The 26,501-nt window shown below is 32.6% G+C and carries 30 protein-coding genes; 14 read left to right on the plus strand and 16 right to left on the minus strand.

Annotation, left to right across the window (positions count from 1 at the left end; genetic code table 11):
- Positions 1 to 2: 2 nt before the first annotated feature.
- From AAON49_RS09470 to AAON49_RS09490, 5 genes are all read right to left on the minus strand, one after another.
- The gene (locus AAON49_RS09470) at positions 3 to 674 is read right to left on the minus strand and encodes a response regulator (protein ID WP_349554279.1); all 672 of its coding nucleotides are present in this window, start codon (positions 672 to 674) and stop codon (positions 3 to 5) included.
- Positions 664 to 2,166, minus strand: a complete 1,503-nt coding sequence (locus tag AAON49_RS09475) for a tetratricopeptide repeat-containing sensor histidine kinase (protein WP_349554280.1) — start codon at positions 2,164 to 2,166, stop codon at positions 664 to 666. The genes AAON49_RS09470 and AAON49_RS09475 overlap by 11 nt, the downstream gene beginning before the upstream one ends.
- Positions 2,139 to 2,585: a hypothetical protein gene (locus AAON49_RS09480; protein WP_349554281.1), complete on the minus strand. Its 447-nt coding sequence runs from the start codon at positions 2,583 to 2,585 to the stop codon at positions 2,139 to 2,141. The genes AAON49_RS09475 and AAON49_RS09480 overlap by 28 nt, the downstream gene beginning before the upstream one ends.
- A gap of 60 nt (positions 2,586 to 2,645) precedes the next feature.
- Positions 2,646 to 2,780, minus strand: a complete 135-nt coding sequence (locus tag AAON49_RS09485; RefSeq protein WP_349554282.1) for a hypothetical protein — start codon at positions 2,778 to 2,780, stop codon at positions 2,646 to 2,648.
- Positions 2,781 to 2,859: 79 nt separating this feature from the next.
- Complete coding sequence (locus tag AAON49_RS09490; RefSeq protein WP_349554283.1) at positions 2,860 to 3,387, minus strand: RNA methyltransferase; 528 nt, start codon at positions 3,385 to 3,387, stop codon at positions 2,860 to 2,862.
- 65 nt (positions 3,388 to 3,452) lie between these two features.
- Between AAON49_RS09490 and mutS the strand changes: the two genes are divergently transcribed.
- Entirely contained in the window at positions 3,453 to 6,062 is a 2,610-nt protein-coding gene (gene mutS / locus AAON49_RS09495) for a DNA mismatch repair protein MutS (protein ID WP_349554284.1), read from the plus strand.
- A 17-nt stretch (positions 6,063 to 6,079) separates the two neighbouring features.
- Positions 6,080 to 6,358 carry a Sec-independent protein translocase subunit TatA/TatB gene (locus AAON49_RS09500; RefSeq protein WP_349554285.1) on the plus strand — a complete coding sequence of 93 codons (279 nt, stop codon included), beginning with the start codon at positions 6,080 to 6,082 and terminating at the stop codon, positions 6,356 to 6,358.
- Here the strand turns inward: AAON49_RS09500 and AAON49_RS09505 are convergent, their stop codons facing one another.
- The 4 genes from AAON49_RS09505 to AAON49_RS09520 form a co-directional block, all read right to left on the minus strand.
- On the minus strand, positions 6,359 to 7,000 hold the full coding sequence (locus tag AAON49_RS09505) for an O-methyltransferase (protein WP_349554286.1): 642 nt from the start codon (positions 6,998 to 7,000) through the stop codon (positions 6,359 to 6,361).
- Positions 7,001 to 7,110: 110 nt separating this feature from the next.
- Positions 7,111 to 7,380: a hypothetical protein gene (locus AAON49_RS09510; RefSeq protein ID WP_349554287.1), complete on the minus strand. Its 270-nt coding sequence runs from the start codon at positions 7,378 to 7,380 to the stop codon at positions 7,111 to 7,113.
- A 4-nt stretch (positions 7,381 to 7,384) separates the two neighbouring features.
- A complete protein-coding gene (locus tag AAON49_RS09515) occupies positions 7,385 to 7,960 on the minus strand; it encodes a sigma-70 family RNA polymerase sigma factor (RefSeq protein WP_349554288.1) in 576 nt (191 codons plus the stop codon).
- 24 nt (positions 7,961 to 7,984) lie between these two features.
- On the minus strand, positions 7,985 to 8,464 hold the full coding sequence (locus AAON49_RS09520; protein WP_349554289.1) for a nuclear transport factor 2 family protein: 480 nt from the start codon (positions 8,462 to 8,464) through the stop codon (positions 7,985 to 7,987).
- A 136-nt stretch (positions 8,465 to 8,600) separates the two neighbouring features.
- Between AAON49_RS09520 and panB the strand changes: the two genes are divergently transcribed.
- From panB to AAON49_RS09560, 8 genes are all read left to right on the plus strand, one after another.
- Positions 8,601 to 9,419: a 3-methyl-2-oxobutanoate hydroxymethyltransferase gene (gene panB / locus AAON49_RS09525; protein WP_349554290.1), complete on the plus strand. Its 819-nt coding sequence runs from the start codon at positions 8,601 to 8,603 to the stop codon at positions 9,417 to 9,419.
- A 35-nt stretch (positions 9,420 to 9,454) separates the two neighbouring features.
- The gene (locus tag AAON49_RS09530) at positions 9,455 to 10,390 is read left to right on the plus strand and encodes a 2-hydroxyacid dehydrogenase (RefSeq protein WP_349554291.1); all 936 of its coding nucleotides are present in this window, start codon (positions 9,455 to 9,457) and stop codon (positions 10,388 to 10,390) included.
- Between the two features lie 9 nt (positions 10,391 to 10,399).
- Positions 10,400 to 10,813 carry a response regulator transcription factor gene (locus tag AAON49_RS09535; protein ID WP_349554292.1) on the plus strand — a complete coding sequence of 138 codons (414 nt, stop codon included), beginning with the start codon at positions 10,400 to 10,402 and terminating at the stop codon, positions 10,811 to 10,813.
- A gap of 97 nt (positions 10,814 to 10,910) precedes the next feature.
- Complete coding sequence (locus AAON49_RS09540; protein ID WP_349554293.1) at positions 10,911 to 11,417, plus strand: DUF4199 domain-containing protein; 507 nt, start codon at positions 10,911 to 10,913, stop codon at positions 11,415 to 11,417.
- Positions 11,418 to 11,423: 6 nt separating this feature from the next.
- Positions 11,424 to 11,879 carry a DUF1801 domain-containing protein gene (locus tag AAON49_RS09545; protein WP_349554294.1) on the plus strand — a complete coding sequence of 152 codons (456 nt, stop codon included), beginning with the start codon at positions 11,424 to 11,426 and terminating at the stop codon, positions 11,877 to 11,879.
- 5 nt (positions 11,880 to 11,884) lie between these two features.
- Positions 11,885 to 12,271, plus strand: a complete 387-nt coding sequence (locus tag AAON49_RS09550) for a VOC family protein (protein WP_349554295.1) — start codon at positions 11,885 to 11,887, stop codon at positions 12,269 to 12,271.
- A 29-nt stretch (positions 12,272 to 12,300) separates the two neighbouring features.
- Positions 12,301 to 12,582 carry a TM2 domain-containing protein gene (locus AAON49_RS09555; RefSeq protein ID WP_349554296.1) on the plus strand — a complete coding sequence of 94 codons (282 nt, stop codon included), beginning with the start codon at positions 12,301 to 12,303 and terminating at the stop codon, positions 12,580 to 12,582.
- A 9-nt stretch (positions 12,583 to 12,591) separates the two neighbouring features.
- A complete protein-coding gene (locus tag AAON49_RS09560) occupies positions 12,592 to 12,987 on the plus strand; it encodes a DoxX family protein (protein WP_349554297.1) in 396 nt (131 codons plus the stop codon).
- A gap of 155 nt (positions 12,988 to 13,142) precedes the next feature.
- On the opposite strand, the gene AAON49_RS09565 is transcribed toward AAON49_RS09560, so the two are convergent.
- From AAON49_RS09565 to AAON49_RS09580, 4 genes are read right to left on the minus strand one after another with little or no spacing between them, the layout of a single operon-like run.
- The gene (locus AAON49_RS09565; RefSeq protein WP_349554298.1) at positions 13,143 to 13,994 is read right to left on the minus strand and encodes a class I SAM-dependent methyltransferase; all 852 of its coding nucleotides are present in this window, start codon (positions 13,992 to 13,994) and stop codon (positions 13,143 to 13,145) included.
- A gap of 50 nt (positions 13,995 to 14,044) precedes the next feature.
- A complete protein-coding gene (mnmG, locus tag AAON49_RS09570) occupies positions 14,045 to 15,919 on the minus strand; it encodes a tRNA uridine-5-carboxymethylaminomethyl(34) synthesis enzyme MnmG (protein ID WP_349554299.1) in 1,875 nt (624 codons plus the stop codon).
- 40 nt (positions 15,920 to 15,959) lie between these two features.
- Positions 15,960 to 16,373 (minus strand): rRNA maturation RNase YbeY, encoded by a 414-nt coding sequence (gene ybeY / locus AAON49_RS09575; RefSeq protein WP_349554300.1) that lies wholly within the window; start codon positions 16,371 to 16,373, stop codon positions 15,960 to 15,962.
- Positions 16,370 to 19,714, minus strand: coding sequence for a coiled-coil domain-containing protein (locus AAON49_RS09580; RefSeq protein ID WP_349554301.1), 3,345 nt, complete (start codon positions 19,712 to 19,714; stop codon positions 16,370 to 16,372). The genes ybeY and AAON49_RS09580 overlap by 4 nt, the downstream gene beginning before the upstream one ends.
- 87 nt (positions 19,715 to 19,801) lie before the next feature.
- On the opposite strand from AAON49_RS09580, the gene gltX reads away from it, so the two are divergent.
- From gltX to AAON49_RS09600, 4 genes are all read left to right on the plus strand, one after another.
- A complete protein-coding gene (gltX, locus tag AAON49_RS09585; protein ID WP_349554302.1) occupies positions 19,802 to 21,325 on the plus strand; it encodes a glutamate--tRNA ligase in 1,524 nt (507 codons plus the stop codon).
- Entirely contained in the window at positions 21,322 to 21,843 is a 522-nt protein-coding gene (locus AAON49_RS09590) for a hypothetical protein (protein WP_349554303.1), read from the plus strand. Before gltX ends, AAON49_RS09590 begins: the two co-directional genes overlap by 4 nt.
- A gap of 101 nt (positions 21,844 to 21,944) precedes the next feature.
- Positions 21,945 to 22,874, plus strand: coding sequence for an SPFH domain-containing protein (locus AAON49_RS09595; RefSeq protein WP_349554304.1), 930 nt, complete (start codon positions 21,945 to 21,947; stop codon positions 22,872 to 22,874).
- 1 nt (position 22,875) lies between these two features.
- Entirely contained in the window at positions 22,876 to 23,193 is a 318-nt protein-coding gene (locus tag AAON49_RS09600) for a YbjQ family protein (RefSeq protein ID WP_349554416.1), read from the plus strand.
- A 36-nt stretch (positions 23,194 to 23,229) separates the two neighbouring features.
- Here the strand turns inward: AAON49_RS09600 and AAON49_RS09605 are convergent, their stop codons facing one another.
- From AAON49_RS09605 to rnr, 3 genes are all read right to left on the minus strand, one after another.
- Positions 23,230 to 23,424, minus strand: coding sequence for a Sec-independent protein translocase subunit TatA/TatB (locus AAON49_RS09605; protein ID WP_349554305.1), 195 nt, complete (start codon positions 23,422 to 23,424; stop codon positions 23,230 to 23,232).
- A gap of 42 nt (positions 23,425 to 23,466) precedes the next feature.
- Entirely contained in the window at positions 23,467 to 24,144 is a 678-nt protein-coding gene (locus tag AAON49_RS09610) for a head GIN domain-containing protein (protein WP_349554306.1), read from the minus strand.
- 93 nt (positions 24,145 to 24,237) lie between these two features.
- Positions 24,238 to 26,433 carry a ribonuclease R gene (rnr, locus tag AAON49_RS09615; RefSeq protein ID WP_349554307.1) on the minus strand — a complete coding sequence of 732 codons (2,196 nt, stop codon included), beginning with the start codon at positions 26,431 to 26,433 and terminating at the stop codon, positions 24,238 to 24,240.
- Positions 26,434 to 26,501 lie beyond the last annotated feature (68 nt).

A 26,501-nucleotide genomic window follows, 5' to 3' on the forward strand; every position in this document is an offset into this window, starting at 1 on the left:
GATTAATCGATGATTCCCAGCTCTTTAGCTTTTAACACAAGGTCTGTGTTATTTTTTGCATTTAAATCAATTCGAAGATTGGCCAATTTGTTCTCAATGGCTCTTATTTTCATAAAGTTCCCATCTGATTTTTTTATCTTTCCTTCTAGGTTAACAATCTTGGTTTGTCTAGGAAGTTCTTTCAGTATTTGAATCGCAATTTCGTCCATTTGTATTTGAACAATATTTCGCTTCATGATTTTTTGGTGAATTTCATGCGTGTAAAACTGTTCGCCTTTCATCATCTGCTGAATGGCAAAATTCAATTCGTCGCCAGAACAGTGATTTTTTAAGATATATGCATCTGGATTTAAGTTGTTAATCACATTAAAGACCCGATTGGTTTCGGTATGACCTGTAACAACTCCTATTTTTACAGCAATCTCATTTTCTTTGATTTTTCGAATCAAAGCTTCACCACCATCAAGTTCGGTTTCATCCGTTTGATTTTCAAAACTAAGGTCGGTAAATAAAATCGTAAAAGGTGTTTCAGCTTCTTGTAAGTTTTTAAAAGCGGTGTCACAGGTATTGCAGGTTGTAATATCATAATCGCCGTGCTGTTGCAAAGCTCCCACAATTCCTTCAATCATCAACTGATGATCATCAACAACAAGAATTCTAATTTTATCTCCCATTTATTGGAATACTTACAGTTGTTTTTGTTCCTTGATCTGAGCTTTCGATATGAAAAGAACCTTGAATCTCCTCAACACGTTCTTTGAGATTCTTTAAACCAATGCCTTTTTTCTTCTTTCCTAGCTCAAATCCTTTTCCATTGTCTTTCAAATGTACTAGGATTTCTTTCTTTTCTAGCGAAAAGCTGATAAAAAATTTTGTTGCGTTGGCATATTTGAGTGTGTTCTGAAGACTTTCGCGAATGCATAAGTACAGAGTTCTTTTAATCTGACTGTTAATTTCTTTCCACAAAACATCATCAATTCCTTCAACTGAAACTCTAAAATTCGGAGAAAAAGCATCCGAAACTAAGTTGATTATTTGATCTTTAAAAGAAACCTCTTCAAAACTTACGCTACTCAATTGGTGCGAAAGATTGCGCACGTTTTCTTTGATTTTTTCAATGCTTTTAGCTTCTATGTCTAGATCTGTTTTAGATAGTTTTTGGTGCAGCATTCGCAGATCTCCTGCTACTTCATCATGTAATGATTTTGCAATCTGTTGGCGTTCTTCTTCTCGAACAGAGGCTTTTTGCAATTGGGCTTCGTACATTAATTTTTTTCTTCGAGCTCTAAAATAAGTAGCACTAAATCCAAGTCCTAAAATAGCAACCAAAGAAACAAGCCATCCTATAATTTTTTGCTGTCGTTGACGCTGAGCTTCTTTAGCTTCTTCTTCTTTTTCAATTTTTAATTGCTCGTTCTCTTTGTCTTTTTTCTCAGTTTCATACCGAACCTTTGCAAATTGGTTTTTTAAATAGCGTTCTCTATTGTTTAAACTATCACTCAGAGATACATATTCATTAAAATATCTTTTAGATTCCTCTCCAGAAGTAAGGTTGGCCAGCTTGGTTAAAGCAGAGAGCAGTGTGTAGTTGTTATTGACTTTCTTTGCTATATAATAGCCCTTTTTAGCATGATATAATGCTTTTCCTTTTTCTCCTTCTCTTTCATAATAGTAAGCTATACCATTGTGAGAAAGACTCTGTCCATATAAGTTGTTTGATAATTCTCTCAGTTTAAGAATCTCTTTATAATTTTTAAACGTCTGTTCTGGTTGACCTAATTCATAAATACAATCACTGTAGTTTCCTAACAAAACTTGATAATGGTTTGGATAGTCATTTTCAATATTTTTATGCTTCAATCCTTCCTCAAAATATTTCTTTGCTTTTTTATAGCTTTTATCAAGTAAATACGTATATCCTATATTATTAATTAAATATAATTCCCAACCTGTCTTAAAGATTGTATCTAAGCTTTTTGAAAAAATTATCCTTGATTTAACATAATTATTTCTAGCTTCTTCATATTCTCCAATATTTGCCAACGCGTTTCCTAAAACATTATAACAATCTCCAGTATTAATTATTTCATCAAGAGGCTCAAGATATCTTAATGCTTCTATAATTGTGCTTTGAGCTCCTACATAATCTTTTTCATCATTTTGCATATACCCATGCTTAAAAGTCTTTTACCAACTTCTGTAGAGTCTCCAATCTTTTTGTATATGTTTTTTGACTTATGATAGTAACTGTAAGAACTGTCTAGTTTAAATTGAATTCTGTAAAAAAGAGCTTTAAAATGATGTTCTTTGGCAAGAAAATATGGGTTTCTGTTTTTTTTATGAAGCTCTTTTATACTTAGGAAAGCTTTCTTTAATACTGTAGTGTCTTTTTTTGAGTAGCCTGCTAAACCATACTTTACCAAAGCAGTAAATAATAGAGAATCATTTTTTATACTCTTAGATAAGCGAATTGCTCTAAGCGAATTATTAGTTTGATTTTCTGAGGTGTTTAAATAGTAAAATATAGAATCTCGTATTTCATTCGAAGGTGTTTGGTTTTGCCCAAATGAAATAATTGAAATCAAAAAAATTATAGGGAATAGTTTCATAAAAAGGAAAAACACCTTTTCAGGTGTTTGGGTTTTTTAAGGTTTTCCGGTTCCAGTACCTGTGCCGGTGCCAGTTCCTCCTTCGTTTCCTCCAGAACCGCCTTGTCCGCCACCTCCGCCAGAACGAAAGTCCATCATCATTGTTTCTCTGTAAAGTTTTTTGTTTTCCATAATCTTGCGTTTTAGGGTTAATATTAGAGGGGGAATACGTTCTTTAAAGTTAGCAGAATGATTGATAAAATCAAAAAAATTAACGCATTTTCTGAAATAGGTCCCATAAAACCACTCCGCAACTCACAGAAATGTTTAAAGAGTGCTTGGTTCCTAATTGCGGAATTTCCAAGCAAATATCTGATGCAGAAACCACTGTTTGTTGTACCCCTTTTACTTCATTCCCAAAAACCAAAGCCAATCTTTTTTCTTTGTTTGGAGTGAAAGAATCTAACATAGTGCTTTGCTCTGCCTGTTCTATAGAGGCTACCACAACATTTTGTTTTTGTAACTCTTTTATTAAGCTTAGAGTATCTTCTTTGTACTCCCAGTCTACAGATTCTGTCGCTCCTAAAGCCGTTTTGTGAATTTCTTTATGAGGCGGGGTTGCGGTAATTCCGCAGAGGTAGATTTTTTCGATTAAAAAAGCATCGCTTGTTCTAAAAACAGATCCCACATTATTGAGGCTTCGGATGTTATCTAATACTACAATTATAGGTGTTTTTTGAGTTTGTTTAAACTCATCAACAGAGATTCTACCTAGTTCATTATTCCGTAGTTTTCTCATAAAAAGTTCTATCTTTAAACGCTAATTGTTAGTGACGGTAAAACTAACTGAAAAATTCCAAAAACTTGGCAAAAACAAAAGGGAAAAAGGAAACTCCTTTAATGAAGCAATACAATTCCATCAAGGTAAAATACCCTGATGCCATCTTGCTTTTTAGGGTTGGTGATTTTTATGAAACGTTTGGAGAGGATGCTAAAAAAGCTGCCGAAGTTCTAGGAATTATTTTAACAAAAAGAGGTGCGGGAAGTGAAAGTGAAACAGCTTTGGCTGGGTTTCCTCATCACTCTTTAAACACTTATTTGCCAAAGTTGGTCAAAGCGGGTTTACGAGTGGCTATTTGTGATCAGTTAGAAAACCCTAAACTCACAAAAAAAATCGTAAAACGTGGAGTTACAGAATTGGTAACTCCTGGTGTTTCACTAAACGATGAAGTTTTACAATCAAAATCTAACAATTTCTTAGCAGCTGTTCACTTTGGAAAACGTCTTATTGGGGTTTCTTTTCTAGATGTTTCTACAGGTGAGTTTTTATTAGCTCAAGGAAATGAAGAATATGTAGATAAATTGCTGCAAAACTTTAGTCCTTCTGAAGTCTTAGTTCAAAAGCAAAATAAACAGCGTTTTAAAGAATTGTTTGAAGATCGTTTTTATACTTTTTTCTTAGACGATTGGTGTTTTCAAGAAGATTACAGTCGAGAAACACTGAACAATCATTTTAAGGTAAGTTCTTTAAAAGGTTTTGGAGTAGAAGAATTAACAGAAGGAATTATTGCTTCTGGAGCTGTTTTGTACTATTTATCTGAAACTCAACACAACAAGCTACAGCACATTCAAAATATTAGTAGAATTGCTGAAGATTTGTATGTGTGGATGGATCGTTTTACGGTTAGAAACCTTGAGTTATACCATTCTACGGCATACAATGCCGTAACGCTTTTAGATATTATTGATAAAACCATTTCTCCAATGGGAGGGCGTTTGTTAAAACGTTGGTTGGCTTTACCCTTAAAGAATATTGAAGAGATTCAACAACGCCACGAACTTGTAAAGTATATTATTGAGAATGATTCTTTTAGAGAGGTTTGTGAATATCAAATTCAGCAAATAAGTGATTTAGAGCGACTGATTTCAAAAGTTGCTACAGGAAAGGTTTCTCCTAGAGAAGTAGTGTTGCTAAAGAACTCTTTAAAAGCAATTCTTCCTGTAAAAGAAGCCGCTTTGCAAAGCAAAAACACTTCTGTAAAATATATTGGAGGTGAGTTTCTAGATTGCTCTGAAGTAATTGAAAAGGTAACACAGACGTTGTTTGATGATGCTCCTGTAAATATTGCTAAAGGTAGTGCTATTGCTAATGGCGTTTCTCAAGAACTAGATGATTTGAGAGCAGTTTCTAACTCTGGAAAAGAGTATTTAGATAATATGCTTGCCAGAGAAACTGAAAGAACGGGAATTCCTAGCTTAAAAATCGCTTTTAACAACGTTTTTGGGTATTATATTGAAGTTCGTAATACACATAAAGATAAGGTTCCAGAAGAGTGGATAAGAAAACAAACTCTGGTAAACGCAGAACGTTATATTACGGAAGAACTCAAAGAGTATGAGACAAAAATCCTAGGAGCTGAAGAAAAAATACAGGAGTTAGAACAACGACTTTTTGCAGAGCTGGTAAACTATATCATTGGGTTTGTGGTTCCAATTCAAAAAAATGCTCAAACCATTGCAAAAGTGGATGGCTTGTTATCGTTTGCTAAGTTGGCAATCGAAAACAATTATGTGCGTCCTATAGTAGATGATAGTACTGATATAGAAATTAAAAATGGTCGTCATCCTGTCATAGAAAAGCAATTGGCAATTGGTGAAGAATATATTGCCAACGACATTGTGTTGAATAGGAATCAACAACAAATTATGATGATTACCGGGCCTAATATGTCGGGTAAATCTGCCATCCTTCGTCAAACAGCATTGATTGTTCTGCTTGCTCAAATGGGAAGTTATGTTCCTGCTCAGAATGCAAGAATTGGAATGGTAGACAAGATTTTTACTAGAGTGGGAGCCAGCGATAATATTTCTATGGGAGAATCTACTTTTATGGTAGAAATGAATGAAACAGCTTCTATTTTGAATAATATTTCTAATAGGAGTTTGGTGTTGTTAGATGAAATTGGTCGTGGAACATCTACTTATGACGGAATTTCTATCGCTTGGGCTATTGCCGAATACCTACATGAACACCCTTCAAAAGCAAAAACATTGTTCGCTACGCATTATCATGAGTTGAATGAAATGACCACAACTTTTGAGCGAATTAAAAACTTTAATGTTTCTGTAAAAGAACTAAAAGACACTATTATTTTCTTAAGAAAATTAGTTGTTGGTGGGAGCAATCACAGTTTTGGTATTCATGTTGCTAAACTTGCGGGTATGCCAAATCAAGTAATTCATAGAGCTTCTAAAATTCTAACACAATTAGAAAAGAACCATGCTCAAGAAGAAGTAAAAGACACTTTAAAAGAAGTGCAGCATGAAGATTTCCAGTTGAGTTTTTTCCAACTAGACGACCCTTTGTTAGAAGACATTAGAGAAGAAATTCTTTCTACGAATATTGATGCTTTAACTCCTATTGAGGCCTTGATGAAGTTAAATGAAATCAAACGGATGTTGACAAAGAAATAACTATCTTTGTACCGATTATGATGGGAACTTTTTTATTTATTGGCGGGCCTGAAATTTTTATCATTTTGTTAGTGGTAGTTATGTTCTTTGGTGCAGATAAAATTCCAGACATTGCTAGAGGTTTAGGAAAAGGAATGAGTCAGATTAAAAATGCTACGAACGATATTAAAAAAGAGATTAATGAGAGTGCTAAAGATCAAGGAATTGATACTGATTTAGCAAAAGACATCAATAAAGAGATTAGTGAGGTTAAGGACAATATTGATGACATGACAGGTCCTATTAAGAGGCTGTAATTATTTCACTCGGCTAATTGTTAAGCCATCTCTTATTGGTAAAACCACTGTTTCTATTCGATTATCATTGTTCAGTAAATGATTGTATTCTAACAACGCTTTTGTATCTATATCTTTAGGGTCTAATTTTTCTATAACCTTACCGCTCCACAACACATTGTCGGATAAAATAATACCTCCCGAATTCATTTTATCAATAATCAAATTGAAGTAGTTTGGGTAATTAGATTTGTCTGCATCAATAAAAACTAAATCGAATTTTTCATTCAGTGTTGGAATGATTTCTAATGCATTTCCAAAGTGTTGTTGAATCTGTTCTCTATAGCCCGACTTTTCAAAATACTTGTTTTGAAGATCTTCAAGTTCTTCATTTTTATCTAGGGTGTGAATTGTTCCTCCTTCTTTTAATCCTTCGGCAATACAAATTGCGGAATATCCTGTGTACGTTCCTATTTCTAAAACATTTTTTGGAGCAATTATCTTTGAAATCATCGACAAAACTCTTCCTTGAAAGGCTCCGCTTAGCATTCTTGGGTTTAATACTTTTTGCCAAGTCTCTTTACTCAACTTCTGTAAAACTGCTGGTTCTTGTTGAGAGTGTGAGACAACATATTGATCTATTTTTTCAGGTAAAAAATTCATTTGGTTCATTATCGTATTCAATCGCTAAAATACAAAACCCTTGGTGAGAGTGTATAAAAAAACGAAACTTAGAGAACTAAATTTCGTTTTATAATGTTGTTTTTCTTTATTTAAACACTAAGTTTTTCAAGCTCTTTTCGCAACTTTTCTTTTTCTTCATTACTCATACAACGTGTTGTTGTTTTTACTTGATCTTCTTTTGCTTTTTTCTTATAAATCTTGGTTAGCGTTGTGTTCTGTTTGGTATACAACGCACATATTCTGCACTTCAGAAAATGAATGTTTAGCTTTATTTTTTCCCAAAGTGTTGATTCGCCATACTGGTTTTTATCGCAGATGGTTGTGGCTTCATCACAAGTAATTTCTAGCTTCTTAAACATTTCTTTAATTATTAAACCAGTTTTCTTCTAAACATTTTCTTAACTGTGTTCTCGCTCTGTGGATAATAACCCAAAGGTTGGACGGTGTAATATCTAGTTCCTTACAAATGTCTTCTGTATCAAACTCTTGAATGGTTTTCATTCTAAAAACCATCGCGTATTTTTCTGGCAGATGATCTATACATTCATCTATTTGATTGTGTAACTCTACAGATTCTATTTTCTTTTCTGCTTCATTATCCCAAGATTGTGGCACTCTTTCTTCCAACCAACTTCCTTCGTTTTCGCCATCGGTATAAAAGTTTACTCGAACTTCAGCTTGACCTTTTTTAGAATTGATCTTTCTGTAATAGTCTATGATTTTTCTTTTTAGAATAGAAATCAACCAGGTTCTTTCTGTAGATTTTCCTTCAAAGTTTTTAGCCGATTTTAACCCAGCAAAAAAAGTTTCTTGCACAAGATCTTTTGCAAGATCATGATTGTTGACTCTCACAATAGCATAGTTGAATAAATAATCAGAATAATTATCTATCCATTTATTAGGATCCAATGTATGTGTTACTGAGGTTGGTTGGCTCATTAGGATTTAAAAATCAAATATACATTATTTTTTATCTTTTAATGCGTCGCAATTTCCTTTCCTTCTCATGTCTACAAGGAAGATAATTTCCCATGTTCCGTTGTTGTTAAAAAGCTGAAATGAATTGGCTCCACAATGACTAAAATTACCATTGACATAAAACTCATAAGGCGTCCATACAGACGCTAGATTGCCATCAACTTTAATGTCATACGACAATAGTTTTTCTTCATACGTAACGTTAGCTGGTTTTCTAGAAACCCCTATTAAAAGATTCTCGCGTGTTTGTCCTTTTAGTATTTTTTCTCCTTTACGATTTGTGTGAGTTGTTTGAATTTTAATCTCTTTATGAAGTGTTCTCTTCATAATTGTTGAGTCTCCTTTGTGTAATCCATCAAAAAAAGTTTCAATTACGTTTTTGATTGCTTTTTCTTCTGTTTCTTGCTGTGCTGATGCAATGTTTGTGCTGATTAATAAGAGCAGTAATACAATTATTCTAGACATAGTTTGTTGATTTTGTGAGAGTAAAACTATCATTTTTTCATTGTTTGTGTCTTGTCTTTTTAGAACATTAACGTAAGATTAACTCCATTTTATTCTGTTGATATTTACTACTTTTACAAAATATAAAACCGATAACATGTCTGTAGCTAAAAAGGAATACAAAAGAATTACAACTAGGTCTTTGGTAGAAATGAAGGCTAATGGTGAAAAAATCTCAATGCTAACAGCGTATGATTATACGATGGCAAAAATTGTTGATGGTGCTGGAATTGATGTAATTCTTGTTGGAGATTCTGCCTCTAATGTAATGGCGGGTCATGAAACAACTTTGCCCATTACATTAAACGAGATGATTTACCACGCTAGTTCTGTTATTAGAGCTGTAGAACGTTGTTTGGTTGTTGTAGATCTTCCATTCGGAACTTACCAAGGAAACTCGAAAAACGCTTTAGATTCTGCTATTAGAATTATGAAAGAATCTGGAGGTCATGCCGTAAAACTAGAAGGGGGAAGTGAAATTTCTGAATCTATCTCTAGAATTTTAACCGCAGGAATTCCTGTAATGGGGCATCTTGGTTTAACTCCTCAATCTATCTATAAGTTCGGGACCTATACTGTAAGGGCAAAAGAAGAAGAGGAAGCAAATAAATTAATCGAAGACGCAAAGCACTTAGAACAATTAGGTTGTTTTGCTTTGGTGTTAGAAAAAGTTCCGGCAGATTTAGCAGAAAAAGTAGCCAAAGCAATTCAAATTCCAGTTATTGGAATCGGTGCTGGTGGTGGTGTAGACGGTCAGGTTTTGGTTACTCACGATATGCTAGGGATGACTCATGAATTTAATCCTCGTTTTTTGCGTAGGTATTTAGATCTTCACACTGAAATGACCAACGCTTTTAAAGGCTATATCTCTGATGTGAAAAGTAGAGATTTCCCGAACGAAAAAGAACAATATTAATCAATTGTTCAATTGATTAATGAGCAAATCAAACAATGAAGGTTCTACATCTTGATACCAATCATCCTTTATTAATTCGCCAACTTTCTGAGTTAGGTTTTGAAAACCATGAAGATTATACATCACCTAAAGAGCTCATTGAAGAAAAAATCCATGAATATAGCGGGATTGTTATCAGAAGTCGGTTTTCTGTTGATTCCTCTTTTCTTGATAAGGCTTCTCAACTTAAGTTTATTGGTAGAGTAGGTGCTGGTTTAGAGAATATTGATTGTGAGTACGCAAAGAAGAAAGGCGTTGCTCTTATTGCTGCTCCTGAAGGAAACAGAAATGCAGTTGGGGAACATGCTTTAGGAATGTTGTTGTCTCTTTTTAATAAACTCAATAAAGCCAATAAAGAAGTGCGAAAAGGCATCTGGCTTCGTGAAGAAAACAGAGGTGTTGAGCTTGATGGTAAAACCATTGGAATTATCGGTTATGGAAACATGGGAAAAGCATTTGCGAAGAAGCTTAGAGGTTTTGAGGTTGACGTTATTTTTTACGATCTTTTGGAGGGAATTCAAGATGAAAACGCACAACAAGTTTCGTTAAAAGAGCTGCAGAAAAGAGCTGATGTTCTGAGTTTGCACACACCCCAAACACCGTTAACAATTGAAATGGTTAATCAACGTTTTATCAATGCGTTTGAAAAACCTTTTTGGCTAATTAATACTGCTCGAGGAAAGAGTTTGGTTACAAAAGATCTTGTTAATGCTCTTAAGTCTAGAAAAATACTTGGTGCAGGATTGGATGTTTTGGAATATGAAAAAGCTTCTTTCGAAAATTTATTTACGAATTCTTTGCCTGAAGAGTTTCTTTATTTAACTCAGGCAGACAATGTAATTCTTTCACCTCATGTAGCAGGTTGGACTATTGAAAGTAAAGAAAAACTAGCTCAAACAATTGTAAATAAAATCAAAGCTAAATTTTGTTAACTTGCTAGGGTGAAGAAGACAATTTTTGTTTTTAGTGCTCTTATTATTGCTCTCTTGGTGCTTTTTAAAATAAGCACGTATTCTATTATTTCTGGAGATTTAGATATTGAGATTATGATTGCTTTTGTAGCAATATTGTCTTTTTTTGTTGGAATTTATTTCAACCGAAAACCTAAAAAAAACAATGCTTCAGAAACTAAGTCCGTTGATTACAAAAAAATTAAAGAACTTGAAATTACCAATCGAGAACTTGAGGTTTTAACTCATATTTCTGAAGGTTTATCCAACAAAGAAATCGGCGAACAGCTCTTTTTATCAGAGAGCACTATTAAGACTCATGTTTCTAATCTCTTGATAAAACTTCATGCCAAACGAAGAACACAAGCCGTACAAAAAGCTAAAGAATTGAACATTATTCTTTAATTTTATACGAAAGGAGGAGGCTTTTGGTACTTTAGTATGAGTGGTTTTTTCTTTTGTGAGCCTACTTTTGGTTTATCAATTTAAATCTTTTACAATTATGAAAAAAACGATCGTTCGTTATGGGCTTTATGGTTCTATAACCTTAGCTGTTTTGTTTTCTCTTGGTCTTTATATTGGCCAATTTTTAGAATACTCTACGAGAGAAGTTATTGGTTATGCAACCATGGTGATTTCTCTTTCTTTTATCTTTTTTGGTGTAAAACACTATAGAGATAAAGAAAATGGAGGTGTTATTTCTTTTACAAATTCTTTAAAAATAGGCGTGCTTATAAGCATTATTGTTGCTCTTGTTTTTGGGATTATTGATGTGGTTTACATAGAGTTTATTAACCCTGATTTTACAGCAGAATACTATAACCATATGGTTGAACAATACAAAAGTTCTCTTACTGAAGTAGAGTTTCAAGAAAAATTAAAACAACTTGAAGAACAAAAAGAATTGTTTTCTAGCACTTTTATGAGTTTTCTAATTATGTCTATGACTGTTTTTGTCTTAGGTTTTATAATTTCATTACTTTCAGCATTATTTTTACAACGTAAATAAAATATTATGAGATACGAAGCATCATCACCTGAAGATTATATCAGTCAATTGCCTGAAGAAAGAAAAGGTCCAATGACCAAACTTCACAACCTTATCAAAGACAATATGCCAGAAGGTTTAGAGTCTGGAATGGGCTACGGTATGCCCGCATATTTTGTTCCAAAATCAATTTATCCATCAGGGTATCATTGTAAGCCATTTCCTCCTCTTCCTTTTATTAATATTGCATCACAAAAAAACTTTATCGCTTTATACCATTCTGGTTTGTATGCAAAAAAGGAGCTATATGATTGGTTTGTGGGAGAGTATCCGAAACACGCAAAATACAAGTTAGACATGGGTAAGAGCTGTGTTCGTTTTAAAAAAGTAGATGACATTCCTTATGATTTAATCAAAGAATTGTTAGGAAAAATGTCTGTTGATGAATGGATAACAATTTATGAAAGCGCCATCAAAAAATAAGTACTATGAAAAAACGAGTAACCGGAATTGGTGGATTATTCTTTAAAACAGACAATCCAAATCAAACAAAAGAATGGTATAAAAAACATTTAGGTTTTAATACCGATGATTGGGGTTGTACTTTTTGGTGGAAAGATAACGAGGGTAATAAAGCTTCTACACAATGGAGCCCTTTTTCTAGTGATACCAAGTATTTTGAGCCTTCTAAAAAAGATTTTATGTTCAATTATCGTGTAGAAAACTTAGTTGAATTACTAAAAGAGTTGGAAAAGGAAGGTGTTACAATTGTCGGAAAAATGGAGGAATATGATTATGGTAAATTTGGTTGGATCTTGGATGGCGATGGAAACAAAATAGAGTTGTGGGAACCAAAAGACGATGCTTTTTTATAAATTTACCTAACTAATCAATCGAAATTTATATGCAAGTTGTTGATGACAATGGCAACCCTATACGTGAAGAGCAAAGCAAAAGGGTTGTTGCTGGTGTTTTAGCAATCATCTTTGGGGCGCTAGGCATACATAAGTTTGTCTTAGGATATATGGGTGAAGGGTTAATAATGCTTGTTTTAACACTAATTACTTGTGGAATTGGAGGCTGGTTTATGGGGCTAATCGGTTTTATAGAAGGGATTATATACTTAACAAAAACAGACAAAGAATTTGTTCACCTATATCAGACAAACAAACGTTCCTGGTTTTAAATCTTAACAATGGATATTTTAACAAAACACCCAGCAGAAATTTTAATCTTACTTTTTTTGATTATCACCTTCCTTCAATCTGGAATTGATAAACTTACAGATTGGAACGGAAATCTTAATTTTATTAAGGATCATTTTAAAAGTTCTCCTTTAAAAAATTCGGTTCCTTTGCTTTTGGGAATAATTCTAGTTATAGAAATAATAGCTAGCTTTTTGATGATTTATGGAGTTTACGACATTGTTTCTTCTGGAGAAAAATTAATTGCTTTATACGGTGTTGAATTATCTGCCTTGACCTTAATCTTTTTATTAATTGGTCAACGGCTTGCAAAAGATTATGCTGGTGCGATGAGTTTGGCTGTATATTTTATTGTGGCAATTTTTGGAATCACACTACTTGTTTAGGCTGTATAAGAAAATATTATAACGGCTTATTAAAACAATAAGTATTATTTATTACACTGTCGTTTTTAAAGCCTTTTTAAGGCTTTTTTTGTTTTTCTTGGTGTGATTTAACATGTTGGCCTGTGAAGGTCTTTCTGAGCTCCTTAAAAGCTCTTTTAGGAGTGTTTCAGTTCATAAATAAGTGAAGAATACTCTTTTGTTTGACTTGCTTTCATATTTGACTTTAATCCTACCCAAAAAGCTTTTAAATAATTTGTCTTACCTGTTTTGTTTTTTTCACTTAACAAGGAAACATAAAAAGAATCAAATTTTAATGGGTGAACTTTAGTTACTTTCATTTGAACAGATTCAAAAAGTGTGTGAATTGATTTTTTTGAAAAGTGCCATAAGTGTCTTGGGACGTCATAAGCCGCCCAAAACTCTTTGTAGTATTCGGCGTCGTAACTCTTAAAGTTAGGAACAGCTATAATTAACTTTCCGTTTTCATTTAAAAGTGTTTTTAGTTGTTCTAAATATTCATATAGATTTGGAACATGTTCTAAAACATGCCACATTGTAATTACATCAAACTTTCGGTCTAGAACTTCTTTTAATTCTTCATATAATTCGATTCCTTTTTCCTTCGCAATATTTCTTGCGCTTTTACTCGGTTCTACTCCGGTGACATCAAATTTATTTTCTTTACAATACAGTAAAAAATCTCCTGTTCCGGCCCCAATATCTAATAATGTTTTATTCGGTTTTCCGTTCTGAAACAATCTTCTTTTTCTTTTAAAGGATTGTTTTTTCACTGTATTATAGATGAAATTCAGAAAAGTTTTTTTGCTATTGTGGTGCGATTGATATTCTTCAGAATCGTAATATTTATGTAAGTCTGATGGAATAGGAGATGTTACCAACATCTCTTTTTGTTCATTTAACATGATCTCATATGTCTCTTTGGAGACTAAGTGATCTTTACAGTTTAAAAAAGGAACTACCCCCCTATGAAGTTCTTTTTCTTTCATTTGATGATTTTATGATGTTCCATGTGGAACATTGATAAAATTCTCAACCTCTACCTTCCCATATGAACTAATAAAACGGAGATGTCACTAGGTGAAACCCCACTGATTCTACTTGCTTGTGAAATGGTTGTTGGTTGAATTTTAGTTAGTTTTTCTCTAGCTTCATAGGACAAAGATTTCACTTTATTATAATTAAATGTCTGGGGGATAATTACATTTTCTAAGCGATTTAGTTTGTCTGCGTTAGCTTTTTCTTTTTCTATGTAGCCAGAGTATTTTAAATGTATTTCTACTTGCTCTATTATTTTATGATCTATTTCTTCTAATATGATAAAAGCTTTTAAGGCTTCTATTTTCTCAAAATCTATCAAAGACAGTTGAGGTCTTGCGGCAATTTTATACAACTTCATTGATTGCTTAATTGGCGCTAATCCTTTTGCTTCTAATATTGGGTTTATTTGTTCTTTTGAAACACTTGTCTCTTTTAAAAACTGAATAAGACGTTGTGTTTTTTTCTTTTTTTCTTCAACTCTTTTTATTCTTTCTTCAGAAGCTAATCCTAAATTATAAGATATTGGCGTAAGTCTAAGATCTGCATTATCTTGTCTAAGAAGCGTTCTATATTCAGCTCTAGATGTAAACATTCTATAGGGTTCTTCCGTTCCTTTTGTAATAAGGTCATCAATTAAAACACCTATATACGCTTCACTTCTTTTTAAGACAAAAGGTTCTTTTCCTTGAACTTTTAATGCCGCATTCACTCCCGCCATCAAGCCTTGTGCTGCAGCTTCTTCATAACCTGTAGTACCATTAATCTGTCCAGCGAAAAACAAATTCTCTATCAACTTTGTTTCTAAGGAGTGTTTTAATTGTGTAGGTGGAAAATAGTCATATTCAATTGCGTAACCATATCTAAAAAACTTAACGTTTTCAAATCCAGGGATTAAACGAATTGCCTTGTCTTGAATATCTTCTGGTAATGAAGTAGAGAATCCATTTACATAAATTTCAACTGTATTCCATCCTTCCGGCTCAACAAAAATTTGGTGTCTTTCTTTGGTTGCAAAACGATCTATCTTATCTTCGATTGAAGGACAATATCTTGGTCCTGTAGATTGGATTCTACCATTAAACATTGGTGAGCGATCGAAACCGTCACGAAGCAGCTCATGCACTTCCTTGTTTGTATAAGTTAAATAACAAGACCGTTGTTTTGCTAATGGTTTTGTATCTAAAAAAGAGAAGGTTTCTGGGTTAACGTCTCCTGGTTGTTCTTCCATTTTAGAATAATCCAAAGATCTACCATCTACACGAGGCGGTGTTCCTGTTTTCATTCTTCCAGATTCGAATCCTTTAGCGACAAGGTCTTCGGTAATTCCTGTTGAAGATCCTTCTCCTGCTCTTCCTCCTCCAAATGTTTTTTCACCAATATGAATTAAACCGTTTAAAAAGGTTCCAGCGGTAACAATAACTGTTTGGGATTTTATACGGAGGCCTAAAGATGTCTTGACTCCAACAATTTTATTTTCTTCAAAAAGAAGTCCGTTGACAGAGTCTTGATAGAAGTCTAGATTATCTGTTTGCTCTAACATGTTTCTCCATGTTTCTGCAAACATCATTCTATCTGATTGCGCTCTTGGGCTCCACATAGCAGGCCCTTTAGACTTGTTGAGCATTTTAAATTGAATTGCGGTCTTATCAGTAACAACCGCACTATAACCGCCTAACGCATCAATCTCTCGGACAATTTGACCTTTTGCAATTCCACCCATAGCAGGATTACAACTCATTTGCGCAATGTTTTGCAGGTTCATTGTAATCAACAATGTTTTCGCCCCCATGTTTGCGCTTGCTGCAGCAGCCTCACTTCCTGCGTGTCCACCACCAACAACTATCACATCATATGTTGTATCAAACAAACTCATAATCGTTCCACGTGAAACAAAGGTCTTAAAACGTTGATTATCAGGGATTTAATTCTGACAAGCTGTCATTTTCTTTGTTTCTCATCTCTTTTTTCTCTTCTTCTGTTTTATCTTTAATTCCTAAAAAGTGTAATACACCATGTATAATTACTCTATGTAATTCGTTGTCAAAGGTAACATTAAATTTTTGAGCGTTCTCTTTTACCCTTTCAACAGATATAAATATATCTCCACTTACTGTTTTACCAAGCGTGTAATCGAAGCTAATAATATCTGTTAATGTATCGTGTTGTAGAAACTCAACATTCATTTTATGAAGGTATTCGTCATTACAAAAAATGTAATTGATGTCGCCTAAAGAATATCCTTCTTTATGAAGTATTTTCTCTATCCATGAAGAAGTTCTTTCTTCTTTTCCTATTGTAAAATTGGTTTCGTAATTAAACGTTATCACTTAATCCCTTTTTTAGAGAAGTACTCTTGTACCTTTTTTTCAAAAATTTGCTGCAAAGGTAGTGATTGTCTGTTTAAAATTTCTATCTGGTTATAAAAGCGTTTTTTAAACTGTAGGGTTTTTGCTTTTTTCTTTTGATAGCTTGCGGTGTTGGTGTTAGATTTTCTTTTTTTGTCTTTTCCTTGTTCAAATGCGGCTTTATCTAGTTTCAATAATTGATATTCTAGTTGTTGCATTCTTTGTAATGTTCCTTGACTAAATCCTTTTTCTAAGATTTCATTCTCAAGTTGCTCCATGGTTTTCAAAGCTTTTTTAGCATCACCAGCTCCTTCCCCGCCTTTCTTAATTGCATCTTCTAACTCTTGTCGTAAAGCTTGTTGTTGTTGATATATTCTAAACAGGTCTCCGTTTAATTCTTCTTCTCCTTGTTGTTCTCCTTGACCGTTATTCTGTTTGTTTCCATTTTCTCCTTTTTGGCCTTTTTTACCGTCTTTACCTTCTTTTTCTTGACCCTTTCCTTTTTTCTGCATCCCTTTTTGCATTTGTTCTGAAAGACCTTTTTGTTTCTGAATTAAATCTGGTAAGCTAAATGATTTTCCTTTTCCATTACCTTTTCCAGATGAATTCATACTGTTTTGCATATTGTCTAACATGTCGCTTAAAAAATCAGATAGGTTATTCGCGGCTGTCATTACGTATTGCTGATTGGAAAGCCCACTACTAAATCTGTTCTCAGTAAAATTTTCTAAGGATTGATCTAAATTATAGTGAGCACTTGATAAGTCTGTTTGAATTTTAGTAGATAATTGAGGAACTCTCATAGAGAGTACATACAAACTATCATCTATGTGTTCAAAGTATCGTTTGATTTCGTTTTGTTTTTTTATGTTTTTTCCAAAATCTGGATGCTGAACAGAAATCTCATCAAATTTATTCATCAAGTCTTCTTGTTTGAATGAGAAAGTAACTAGGTTTTCTAAGATCTTTCTAAGGTCGTCAATGTTTTCATCTATGGTGTTTGCTTGCATATCAGCCATGGCTTGTTGCATTTGCTGGCTCATTTGCTTCATTTTTTTTGAAGCTTTCTTTTGATTCTTTTTCGCAGATTCTTTTTGTTGTTCTTGAAGTTTTTGCTCCGATTTGTTTAAATCTTCTTTTGTTTCTTCTTGTTCCTCTTCCATTTCTGGAATTTCCATCGGTTCTTTCAGCTTCTCATTGTCTTTTTGAAGTTCGTTTAACTCCTTTGATATATTGTCAAACTCTTTGTTTATTTCTTTTTGCTTGTCTAGCGCGTTTTGTTGGTTGTTGTTTATGCTGTCTTGTTTCTTGGCTAGTTGTTCAAGTTTATTTGCCAACTGCATGGCTTTTTCTTCAACATAATATCGTTTGGTTAATTCTAATATTCTTTCTAGGCTTCTTTCTTGTTGCTTGTTTTCTTGCGCTAGTTGTTTGGCTTTTCTAACCAATTCTTCTTTGTTTAGTTTATCAGCCATTTTTTGCAATTCCTCTAAGAGTTTTTGCTGTTTGCTTATTTTTTTAAGTTCTTCAATTCGTTTTTTTAACTGTTCTTTTTTCTCTTGTAGGGTTTGGTTTTCTTCTTTCTTTTCATCAAGTGTTTCCTGAAGGTTTTCTGTTTGGCGTTCCATCATTTGTTTATACTGCTGTTGTCTTTTGATGAATTCGTCTACCTTCTTTTTATCGTTCCAGTTAATGTTTTTCTTGTTCTGTATTTCTTTTTGAAGTTGATCTAGTTCTTTTTTCTGATCTTTTTGTTTTTGTATTGTTTTTTCTAAATCATTAATTGTGTTCCTTTGGTCTTCAAGGATTTCTTCATTAATCTCTTCTTCTGTTTTTTGTCTATAACTAAACTTTTTGCTTATTGCTTTTTTTCTCCCATTAACAGCATCGTTGTCAGAAACTTGAAAATATAATTCATAATCTATTCCTTCTTTCAGTTTTAGATCTCCTGGAAATTGATAGAAAAATGTTTGAATGTTTTCTTTACTTAGAGATAAATTTTTACGCTCCTTTGTATTTGGATTCTCTTGATTGTAATAAACAAGTTCTAGTTTGCTAATTCCGTAATCATCTGAAATTTGTCCTGCAAATTGCGCTTCTCCTCTAACAATACTATCTATATTTGATTGAACTAATATTGTAGGAAACTCGTCTTTTACAACGGTTATATTGTATGACAATTTTTCATAGTCTCTTAAATCTTTATTAGAAGAACTTATTTGATAAGAAACATTTTTTTTAATTTTTTTATTGAAAACAAACTTATCTTTTCCTTCCATTAAAAAAGCGCTTCTTTTTTCTTTTTCAATAAAAACAACTGAATCTGTTTGAAGTGTATTTGCTTCCCATTTTACATGGGTTCCTTCGGGAATTAATATATTACTAGTATTGTTGATTGTTTCGTTTTTCTTACCTAGATAAGAAGGGTAATCTAAATTCAAAGAAATGTTTTGAATAGTCGGTGTTTTTATAACCTTTAAAAGGTGTGTCTTAGAGCGTACTTCGTTTGCTTGTATATAAAATTCTATAGGTTCTCTAACATTAGTAAACGTAAAAACAAAAACACCATTTGATTTCTCTTGCATATAGTATTCTTGATTTTTAAAAAACACTTTTGCTTCTTCAGGAACCAAAGAGCCAATTGTTGTAACTCCTAAAGTGAATGATTTTCCTTCAACAACTTCAAGGTTATTGGTTTCTAAAGCAAACGAAAAAGGCGCTGGTGGAATATATTCTTTTTGGTAGTTAACAACTCTAGATAAGCTATTTGATAATTCGCTGCTTGTGCCGCTTAATAGGCTAATTAACCAAATGAAAAGAGGAATACACAAATACTTTACATATTTTACGTTCTTTTTAAAGTTTACCGCTTTTGTAAAAGGAATAGGTTGTAGTTCTTTTGCTTTTTGTTCTATTCCTGCAAGAATGAGTTCGGTTTCCTTACTCTCTCTTTTTAGTTGAAGAATGTTTAAGAGTTTGTCTTGAACCTCGGGAAAATAGCTTCCAATAATCTTAGAAGATTCTGTTTCGGTAAGTCCTTTTCTTATTTTTACAAGATGAGTAATTGGGTTTACAATAAACTTATAAACCAAAAAAACCTCTACGGTTATAAACACCCAAAACAAGATTGTCCTAGAAAGAGGTTCTAACCATAAAAAATACTCGAGATATAAAGTAAATAAGAAATAAAGTAATCCTAGAGAGCAGAAAAGTATAGACCCTTTAATTAACTCATTGGTATAATACTTTTTATAAAAGTCTCTTAGTTTTCTTTCTATGTTACCAAATTCCTTCATGAACTTATAAAAATAGTACTTTTTCAAAAGTCTTTTTTGAAAATTTATGTTAAAGCTGCTTTCCTTTTATTTCTAATATGATAAAAGTATCTTTGCCGCATAAATTGAAGATGAATGAACTCTAGTGTACGTGTACGTTTTGCTCCTAGCCCTACAGGTCCTTTGCATATTGGTGGAGTAAGAACCGCTTTGTATAATTATCTTTTTGCAAAAAAGCATGGAGGTACTTTTATTTTAAGAATAGAAGATACTGATCAAACACGATATGTGTCTAATGCTGAGCAATACATTATAGATTCTTTGAATTGGTGTGAAATTCCTTTTGATGAAGGACCGGGTAAAGAAGGTGAATTTGGTCCTTATCGTCAGTCTGAAAGAAAGCATTTATACAAGCAATATGCTGATGAATTGATTGCAAAAGGAAAGGCTTATTATGCTTTTGATACATCTGAAGAATTGGATGCTCATAGAAAGCAACACGAACAAGAAGGAAAAACCTTTATCTATAACTGGCACAACAGGGAAAAAGGTCGTCTAGTAAACTCATTAGTTTTATCTGATGAAGAGGTTGAAACTCTTATAAATTCTGGAGAAAATTATGTCATCCGATTTAAATCTCCTGAAAATGAAACTTTGTTTTTAGAAGATGATATTCGTGGAACAATTAAAATAGACACAAACACACTAGATGATAAAGTGTTGTTTAAATCGGATGGAATGCCCACCTATCATTTGGCAAACATTGTAGATGATCATTTGATGGAAATAAGCCACGTTATTAGAGGTGAAGAATGGTTGCCTTCTCTCCCACTTCATGTTTTGTTGTACAAAGCTTTTGATTGGCCTGCTCCTAAATTTGCCCATTTACCATTAATCTTAAAACCTGTTGGGAAAGGAAAATTAAGTAAACGTGATGGAGATAAACTTGGTTTTCCTGTGTTTCCTTTAGAGTATACTAATGAAAAAAACAATGAGGTTTCGCGCGGATATAAGGAAGATGGTTATTTTGCTGATTCATTTGTAAACATGCTTTCTTTCTTGGGATGGAATCCTGGTACAGAACAAGAAATTTTCTCTCTAGAAGAATTGGTAGCTGCTTTTGATTTGAAACGAGTGAGTAAGTCGGGAGCAAAATTCAATCCTGATAAAGCGAAGTGGTTCAATCAACAATATCTGCAACAAAAAGAAAATAGCTTGCTTGCAGAAAATTTTATTTCTTTGTTAGAAGCTAAAGGAATTCAATCTGAACTTTCTTTTGTAGAAAAAGTGGTTTCTTTGATTAAAGAACGTGCAACATTTGTTCATGATTTTTGGGATTTAGGATCTTTTTTCTTTGAAACACCTGCAGATTATGATGTAAAAGCTGTAAAAAAACAATGGAAAGAAGGAACTGGCACGTTATTAGATGAAGTTGCTAGTGTTATTGATTCTGTTGAGGACTTTTCATCAAACAATATTGAGACAATTGTAAAAGAATGGATTACCAAAAAAGAAATTGGTTTTGGTAAAGTAATGCAGCCTTTACGATTGAGTTTGGTGGGCGCTTTAAAGGGTCCGCATTTATTTGACATTATAGAAATGATTGGTAAACAAGAAGCTGTGTATCGAATCAGAAAAATCATAAAAGAATTATCATGAAAAAAATTTTAGTTTTCTCTTTGTTCTTATTTGTTGGTATATCTGCCAGCGCTCAATTTGTTAATCGAGGTTCTGATCCTCGTTTAAGGGGACAAAGCAGACCTCAAAATGATAAGTTACCTGAGTTTAACCCTGAAAGAACGATTGGTTTAGTTATCTATAATTATGAAAGGGTTGTTAAAAAGATTGGGGTTAAGAAAAAAAGCGACAATGCTAAAAAAATAAAAAGCATTTTTACAAAATTCAACAGGTCTTTAAATGATATTAAAAGAATTAATTCTTTTACTCTGAAAGAAATGAAAACTACTTTTGAAGCCACTCGTAGAGAAGCGATAAAAACTAAGGATTTTTCTGGTATGCAAGCCGTACAAAAACAAATGGCAGAAGCTTTTAAACCTATTGTTGATGCTATTTTAAAGAAAGAAGAAGAATTAGATGCTTCTTTAAAACCTTTGCTTTCAGAAAAACAATTTAGAAAGTGGTTGAAATATAAATCTAGAGTTAAGAAAAAAGGGTAATTTCTTCTTTTTGTAACGTTTTCTTTTTTTTGCGTCTTGTAATTAGATACTTATTCTAGTATCTTTAACAACTATCTATTAACTTTTAAAAAAACAACGTTATGAATCCATTTATGTATGCTGGTCTAGGCTTAGGTATCTTAGTTATTATTTCAGCTTTTTTTATTGTAAAGCAACAAACTGCTGTGGTTATTGAAACTTTCGGTAAGTTTAGTAGTATTCGACAATCAGGCCTTCATTTTAAAATTCCTTTAGTTCAGAGAATTGCTGGGCGATTAAGTTTAAAAATACAACAGTTAGATGTAATTGTAGAAACCAAAACTTTAGATGATGTATTTGTAAAACTAAAAGTTTCTGTTCAGTTTAAAGTAATTAAGGATAAAGTATATGATGCTTTTTACAAATTAGATTATCCTCATGATCAAATAACTTCTTATGTGTTTGATGTGGTAAGAGCTGAGGTTCCAAAAATGAAATTAGATGATGTGTTTGTAAAGAAAGATGATATAGCTATCGCAGTAAAGACAGAATTAAATGATGCTATGATGGAATACGGATATGATATCATTAAAACGTTAGTAACAGATATTGATCCTGATTCTCAAGTAAAAGCTGCAATGAATAGAATTAATGCTGCTGAAAGAGAGAAAATTGCTGCTCAGTTTGAAGGAGATGCTCAACGTATTTTAATTGTTGAAAAAGCAAAGGCTGAGGCTGAAAGTAAACGTTTACAGGGTCAAGGTATTGCTGATCAAAGAAGAGAAATTGCTCGTGGTTTAGAAGAGTCTGTTGAGGTACTAAACAAAGTGGGAATAAACTCTCAAGAAGCTTCTGCATTAATTGTAGTAACTCAACATTATGATACTTTACAATCTATCGGAGAAGAAACAAATAGTAATTTAATTTTACTTCCTAATTCGCCTCAAGCTGGAAGTGATATGTTAAACAACATGGTAGCTAGTTTTACAGCTAGTAATCAAATAGGTGAGGCTATGAAAAAAGCTAAAAACAAAAAGAAAGAAGATGAATAGAATTATTTTAACAACAACAAATAGTATAGAGGGAAAACCTGCAAGAGAGTACTTAGGTTTGGTCACTGGTGAAACCATTATAGGGGCTAATATCTTTAAAGATATTTTTGCAAGCATTCGTGATGTTGTAGGTGGTAGATCTGGTTCTTATGAGCGTGTTTTAAGAGAAGCTAAAGACACTGCTATTAAAGAAATGACTGATGAAGCATTGCGTTTAGGGGCTGATGCTATAATTGGTATTGATCTAGATTATGAAACCGTTGGTGCTCATGGCGGAATGCTCATGGTAACCGCCTCTGGTACTGCTGTAAGATTATAATAACAAAAAACCGAAGATTGCTCTTCGGTTTTTTTATTATTTCTTTTCTTCTAGTTTTTCATCTTCTTTATCTTCTTTAGAGGCTTTTTTAAATTCTTTAATTCCTCCGCCTAATCCTTTCATTAGTTCAGGAATTTTTCTTCCTCCAAATAATAATAGGATTGCTAAAGCAATTATTAACCATGATCCTCCACTTGGCATTCCTAAAAGAAATATGTTTAAAGCTGTCATTTCAATCTTGTTTTATGCAGCAAAGATACAAAAAGCAATTAATTAATCTACTTGCTTTATAATTCCTCCCGCTACCTTTTTATCTTTTATTACTTCTGGGTTTCCTTTGTAAAAAATAGATCCTCCAAAACTTACTTTCGCGTTTAAAGTTTCTCCTGCAGAAACTTCTGCTTTCGCACCTGATCCCGCTCTAATAGAAGTATTGTCTGAAACAGACAAACCGTATCCATGATAAATACCATAAAGATCTACATCTATGTCTTGGTTTTTAGAACTTCCTGTTAGTTTTATAATTCCTCCTGATGAAGATTTTACTTTTAAGTGTTTTGTTTTAATTACAAGGTTTATAAAAGCTCTTTCTTGTGATTTTACCTCTAATTGTAATTGATCTATATCTTTTCCTGTAATAGTAGCTCCTTCATTACCATCAATAACTTTAATATCTTTATTGTAATAGAGTTTCACATTTACCTTACCGTCTGCAGATAAATCAGGAAACTTAAGAGTTACTTTTAGCGTATTATTTGAGTTCTTTACTTTTACTTTTTCTGCTTTCTCTCCAGTAATTTCTATTTTTTGTTCATCTGATTTAATCAATTCTACATTGATTCCATTATAGATTTTAATTTTCTCAAAATCTCCTAATTGTTTCGTGATTGTAGTTTGAGAAATCATCACATTACTTGTGATGAAAGCAACTAAAAACAGTAATTTTTTCATGAGATATGGTTTTGGTTAGGGAAACTTTCAATAATTATACCAATATAAAGACAAAGTTGGTGATTTATTGTGGCAAACAGGGTTAAATTATATTTAATCTTCTATCAATTCGAAATCTAAATGTTTTCTTTCTAGATCTGTATGTTTTACTTTTACTCTTACTTCATCTCCTAATTGGTACATGTGTTTTGTAGACTGTCCAACAATTGCAAATTGTTCTTCATCAAAAATATAATAATCACTTTTAATATCTCGTATTCTTACCATTCCTTCACATTTGTTAGAAATAATTTCAACGTAGATTCCCCATTCAGTAACCCCAGATATCACTCCTGGAAATTCTTCATCTTTGTGATCTTCCATATATTTTACCTGCATGTATTTAATAGAATCTCGCTCAGCTTTTGCAGCTAATTCTTCCATTTTAGAAGAATGTTTACATTTTACTTCATAATCATCAGATTTTGGAGAACTACCTCCATCTAAATAATGTTGTAATAAACGATGTGTCATTACATCTGGATAACGTCGAATAGGTGAGGTGAAGTGAGAATAATAATCAAAAGCTAATCCGTAATGTCCAATATTCATTGTTGTATAAGCAGCTTTACTCATAGAACGAATTGCTAATGTTTCCACCATATTAGCTTCTGCTTTACCATGTACATCTTTTAGTAACTGATTTAAACTTTCTGTGGTACTTTCTCTGGTATTTGTATTGAGTTTGTATCCAAATTTAAACACCATATTTTGTAATGCAGCTAATTTTTCTATATCTGGTTCATCATGAATTCTATAGATAAACGTTTTATTTGTGGGTCCTCTCCTACTTTTTCCAATAAACTCAGCTACTTTTTTATTGGCTAATAACATAAATTCTTCAATTAGTTTATTAGCATCTTTTGCTTCTTTAAAGTAAACACCTGTTGGATTTAAATCTTCATTTAAATGAAACCTTACTTCTACTCTATCGAAAGAAATAGCGCCAGATTTCATTCTTTTTTCTCTGATAACCTTAGCTAATTCATCCATTTTTAGAATAGCTTCAACAATAGATTCATCTACTTCATATGTTTCTCCTGTTAATGAAACATTTTCTGGAACTATATTCCTTTTACTTTCTATAATAGCTTGCGCTTCTTCATAAGCAAATCGTTTATCAGAATACGTAACTGTTCTTCCAAACCATTGGTTTACAATTTCTGCTTTTTCAGTAATTTCAAATACTGCAGAAAATGTTAACTTTTCTTCATTAGGTCGTAAAGAACAAACTCCATTTGATAACATTTCGGGCAACATAGGTACTACTCTATCTACTAAATAAACAGATGTTGCTCTGTTATAAGCTTCTTCATCTAAAATAGTTTTTGGTTGAACGTAATGAGATACATCCGCTATATGAATTCCTATTTCATAATTTCCGTTTTCTAGTTTTGTAAAGGATAATGCATCATCAAAATCTTTTGCGTCTTTTGGATCTATGGTAAACGTAAGATCATTTCTCATATCTCTACGTTTTTTTATTTCCTCTTTTGTAATTTCTAGTTCTAATGTAGAAGCTTCTTCTTCTACATTTTTAGGAAATTCATAAGGTAATCCATATTCTAAAAGTATAGAATGTATCTCTGTATCGTGATCTCCTGGTTTTCCTAAAACTTGAGTAATTTTTCCAAAAGGATTTTTAGAATTATCTGGCCAATCAGTTAGTTTTGCAACTACTTTATCGCCATGTTCAGCTCCATTTATTTTACTCTTAGCAATAAAGATATCTACTGGAATACGATCATTATCTGGTAAAACAAACCCAAAATTTTTACTCATTTGTAGTGTCCCTACAAATTCTTGTTTTGCTCTTTCAATAATTTCAACTACATCTGCTTCTAATTTATCACTTCGTTTTCTTTTATATATATAAACTCTAACGGTATCTTCATGTAATGCTTTTCCTAAGTTTACAGACGGAACAAAAATGTCGTTTTCAAAATCATCACTAATAAAATATGCATTTCCGCTTCTTGTAACATCAAGAGTACCAATAAAGTACTTACGATCTTCGTTTATTTGAAATTTTCCTCTATCTATTTCTTTTACTTTTTTATTAGCGGTAAGTTCTACTAATTTCTTTAGAATTTGAGTTTTACCATCTGTATCGGTAATTCCCATTTTCGCAGCAATTTGTTTGTAATTATAATACTTGGTACTGTCTTCATTTAGGATTTTAAAGATATTTCTTGTCAGGTCTTTAATAACCCTTCCTTTTTTCTTATACATTTTTTTCTTTCTACTCATAAAATCTTTCTTCTTTATGTTTTGTCCAAAGTACAAATTAATATTTGTCTTTCTTTATTAAGAAACAG

Source organism: Pseudotenacibaculum sp. MALMAid0570 (assembly GCF_040151415.1).
GTDB lineage: Bacteria > Bacteroidota > Bacteroidia > Flavobacteriales > Flavobacteriaceae > Polaribacter.

Coding starts and splice junctions, on each gene's coding strand:
- AAON49_RS09470 (WP_349554279.1), bottom strand. CDS start 674: ATGGGAGATAAAATTAGAATTCTTGTTGTTGATGATCATCAGTTGATG.
- AAON49_RS09475 (WP_349554280.1), bottom strand. CDS start 2,166: ATGCAAAATGATGAAAAAGATTATGTAGGAGCTCAAAGCACAATTATA.
- AAON49_RS09485 (WP_349554282.1), bottom strand. CDS start 2,780: ATGGAAAACAAAAAACTTTACAGAGAAACAATGATGATGGACTTTCGT.
- AAON49_RS09490 (WP_349554283.1), bottom strand. CDS start 3,387: ATGAGAAAACTACGGAATAATGAACTAGGTAGAATCTCTGTTGATGAG.
- AAON49_RS09500 (WP_349554285.1), top strand. CDS start 6,080: ATGATGGGAACTTTTTTATTTATTGGCGGGCCTGAAATTTTTATCATT.
- AAON49_RS09505 (WP_349554286.1), bottom strand. CDS start 7,000: ATGAATTTTTTACCTGAAAAAATAGATCAATATGTTGTCTCACACTCT.
- AAON49_RS09510 (WP_349554287.1), bottom strand. CDS start 7,380: ATGTTTAAGAAGCTAGAAATTACTTGTGATGAAGCCACAACCATCTGC.
- AAON49_RS09515 (WP_349554288.1), bottom strand. CDS start 7,960: ATGAGCCAACCAACCTCAGTAACACATACATTGGATCCTAATAAATGG.
- AAON49_RS09520 (WP_349554289.1), bottom strand. CDS start 8,464: ATGTCTAGAATAATTGTATTACTGCTCTTATTAATCAGCACAAACATT.
- panB (WP_349554290.1), top strand. CDS start 8,601: ATGTCTGTAGCTAAAAAGGAATACAAAAGAATTACAACTAGGTCTTTG.
- AAON49_RS09530 (WP_349554291.1), top strand. CDS start 9,455: ATGAAGGTTCTACATCTTGATACCAATCATCCTTTATTAATTCGCCAA.
- AAON49_RS09540 (WP_349554293.1), top strand. CDS start 10,911: ATGAAAAAAACGATCGTTCGTTATGGGCTTTATGGTTCTATAACCTTA.
- AAON49_RS09545 (WP_349554294.1), top strand. CDS start 11,424: ATGAGATACGAAGCATCATCACCTGAAGATTATATCAGTCAATTGCCT.
- AAON49_RS09550 (WP_349554295.1), top strand. CDS start 11,885: ATGAAAAAACGAGTAACCGGAATTGGTGGATTATTCTTTAAAACAGAC.
- AAON49_RS09555 (WP_349554296.1), top strand. CDS start 12,301: ATGCAAGTTGTTGATGACAATGGCAACCCTATACGTGAAGAGCAAAGC.
- AAON49_RS09560 (WP_349554297.1), top strand. CDS start 12,592: ATGGATATTTTAACAAAACACCCAGCAGAAATTTTAATCTTACTTTTT.
- AAON49_RS09565 (WP_349554298.1), bottom strand. CDS start 13,994: ATGAAAGAAAAAGAACTTCATAGGGGGGTAGTTCCTTTTTTAAACTGT.
- mnmG (WP_349554299.1), bottom strand. CDS start 15,919: ATGAGTTTGTTTGATACAACATATGATGTGATAGTTGTTGGTGGTGGA.
- gltX (WP_349554302.1), top strand. CDS start 19,802: ATGAACTCTAGTGTACGTGTACGTTTTGCTCCTAGCCCTACAGGTCCT.
- AAON49_RS09590 (WP_349554303.1), top strand. CDS start 21,322: ATGAAAAAAATTTTAGTTTTCTCTTTGTTCTTATTTGTTGGTATATCT.
- AAON49_RS09595 (WP_349554304.1), top strand. CDS start 21,945: ATGAATCCATTTATGTATGCTGGTCTAGGCTTAGGTATCTTAGTTATT.
- AAON49_RS09605 (WP_349554305.1), bottom strand. CDS start 23,424: ATGACAGCTTTAAACATATTTCTTTTAGGAATGCCAAGTGGAGGATCA.
- AAON49_RS09610 (WP_349554306.1), bottom strand. CDS start 24,144: ATGAAAAAATTACTGTTTTTAGTTGCTTTCATCACAAGTAATGTGATG.
- rnr (WP_349554307.1), bottom strand. CDS start 26,433: ATGAGTAGAAAGAAAAAAATGTATAAGAAAAAAGGAAGGGTTATTAAA.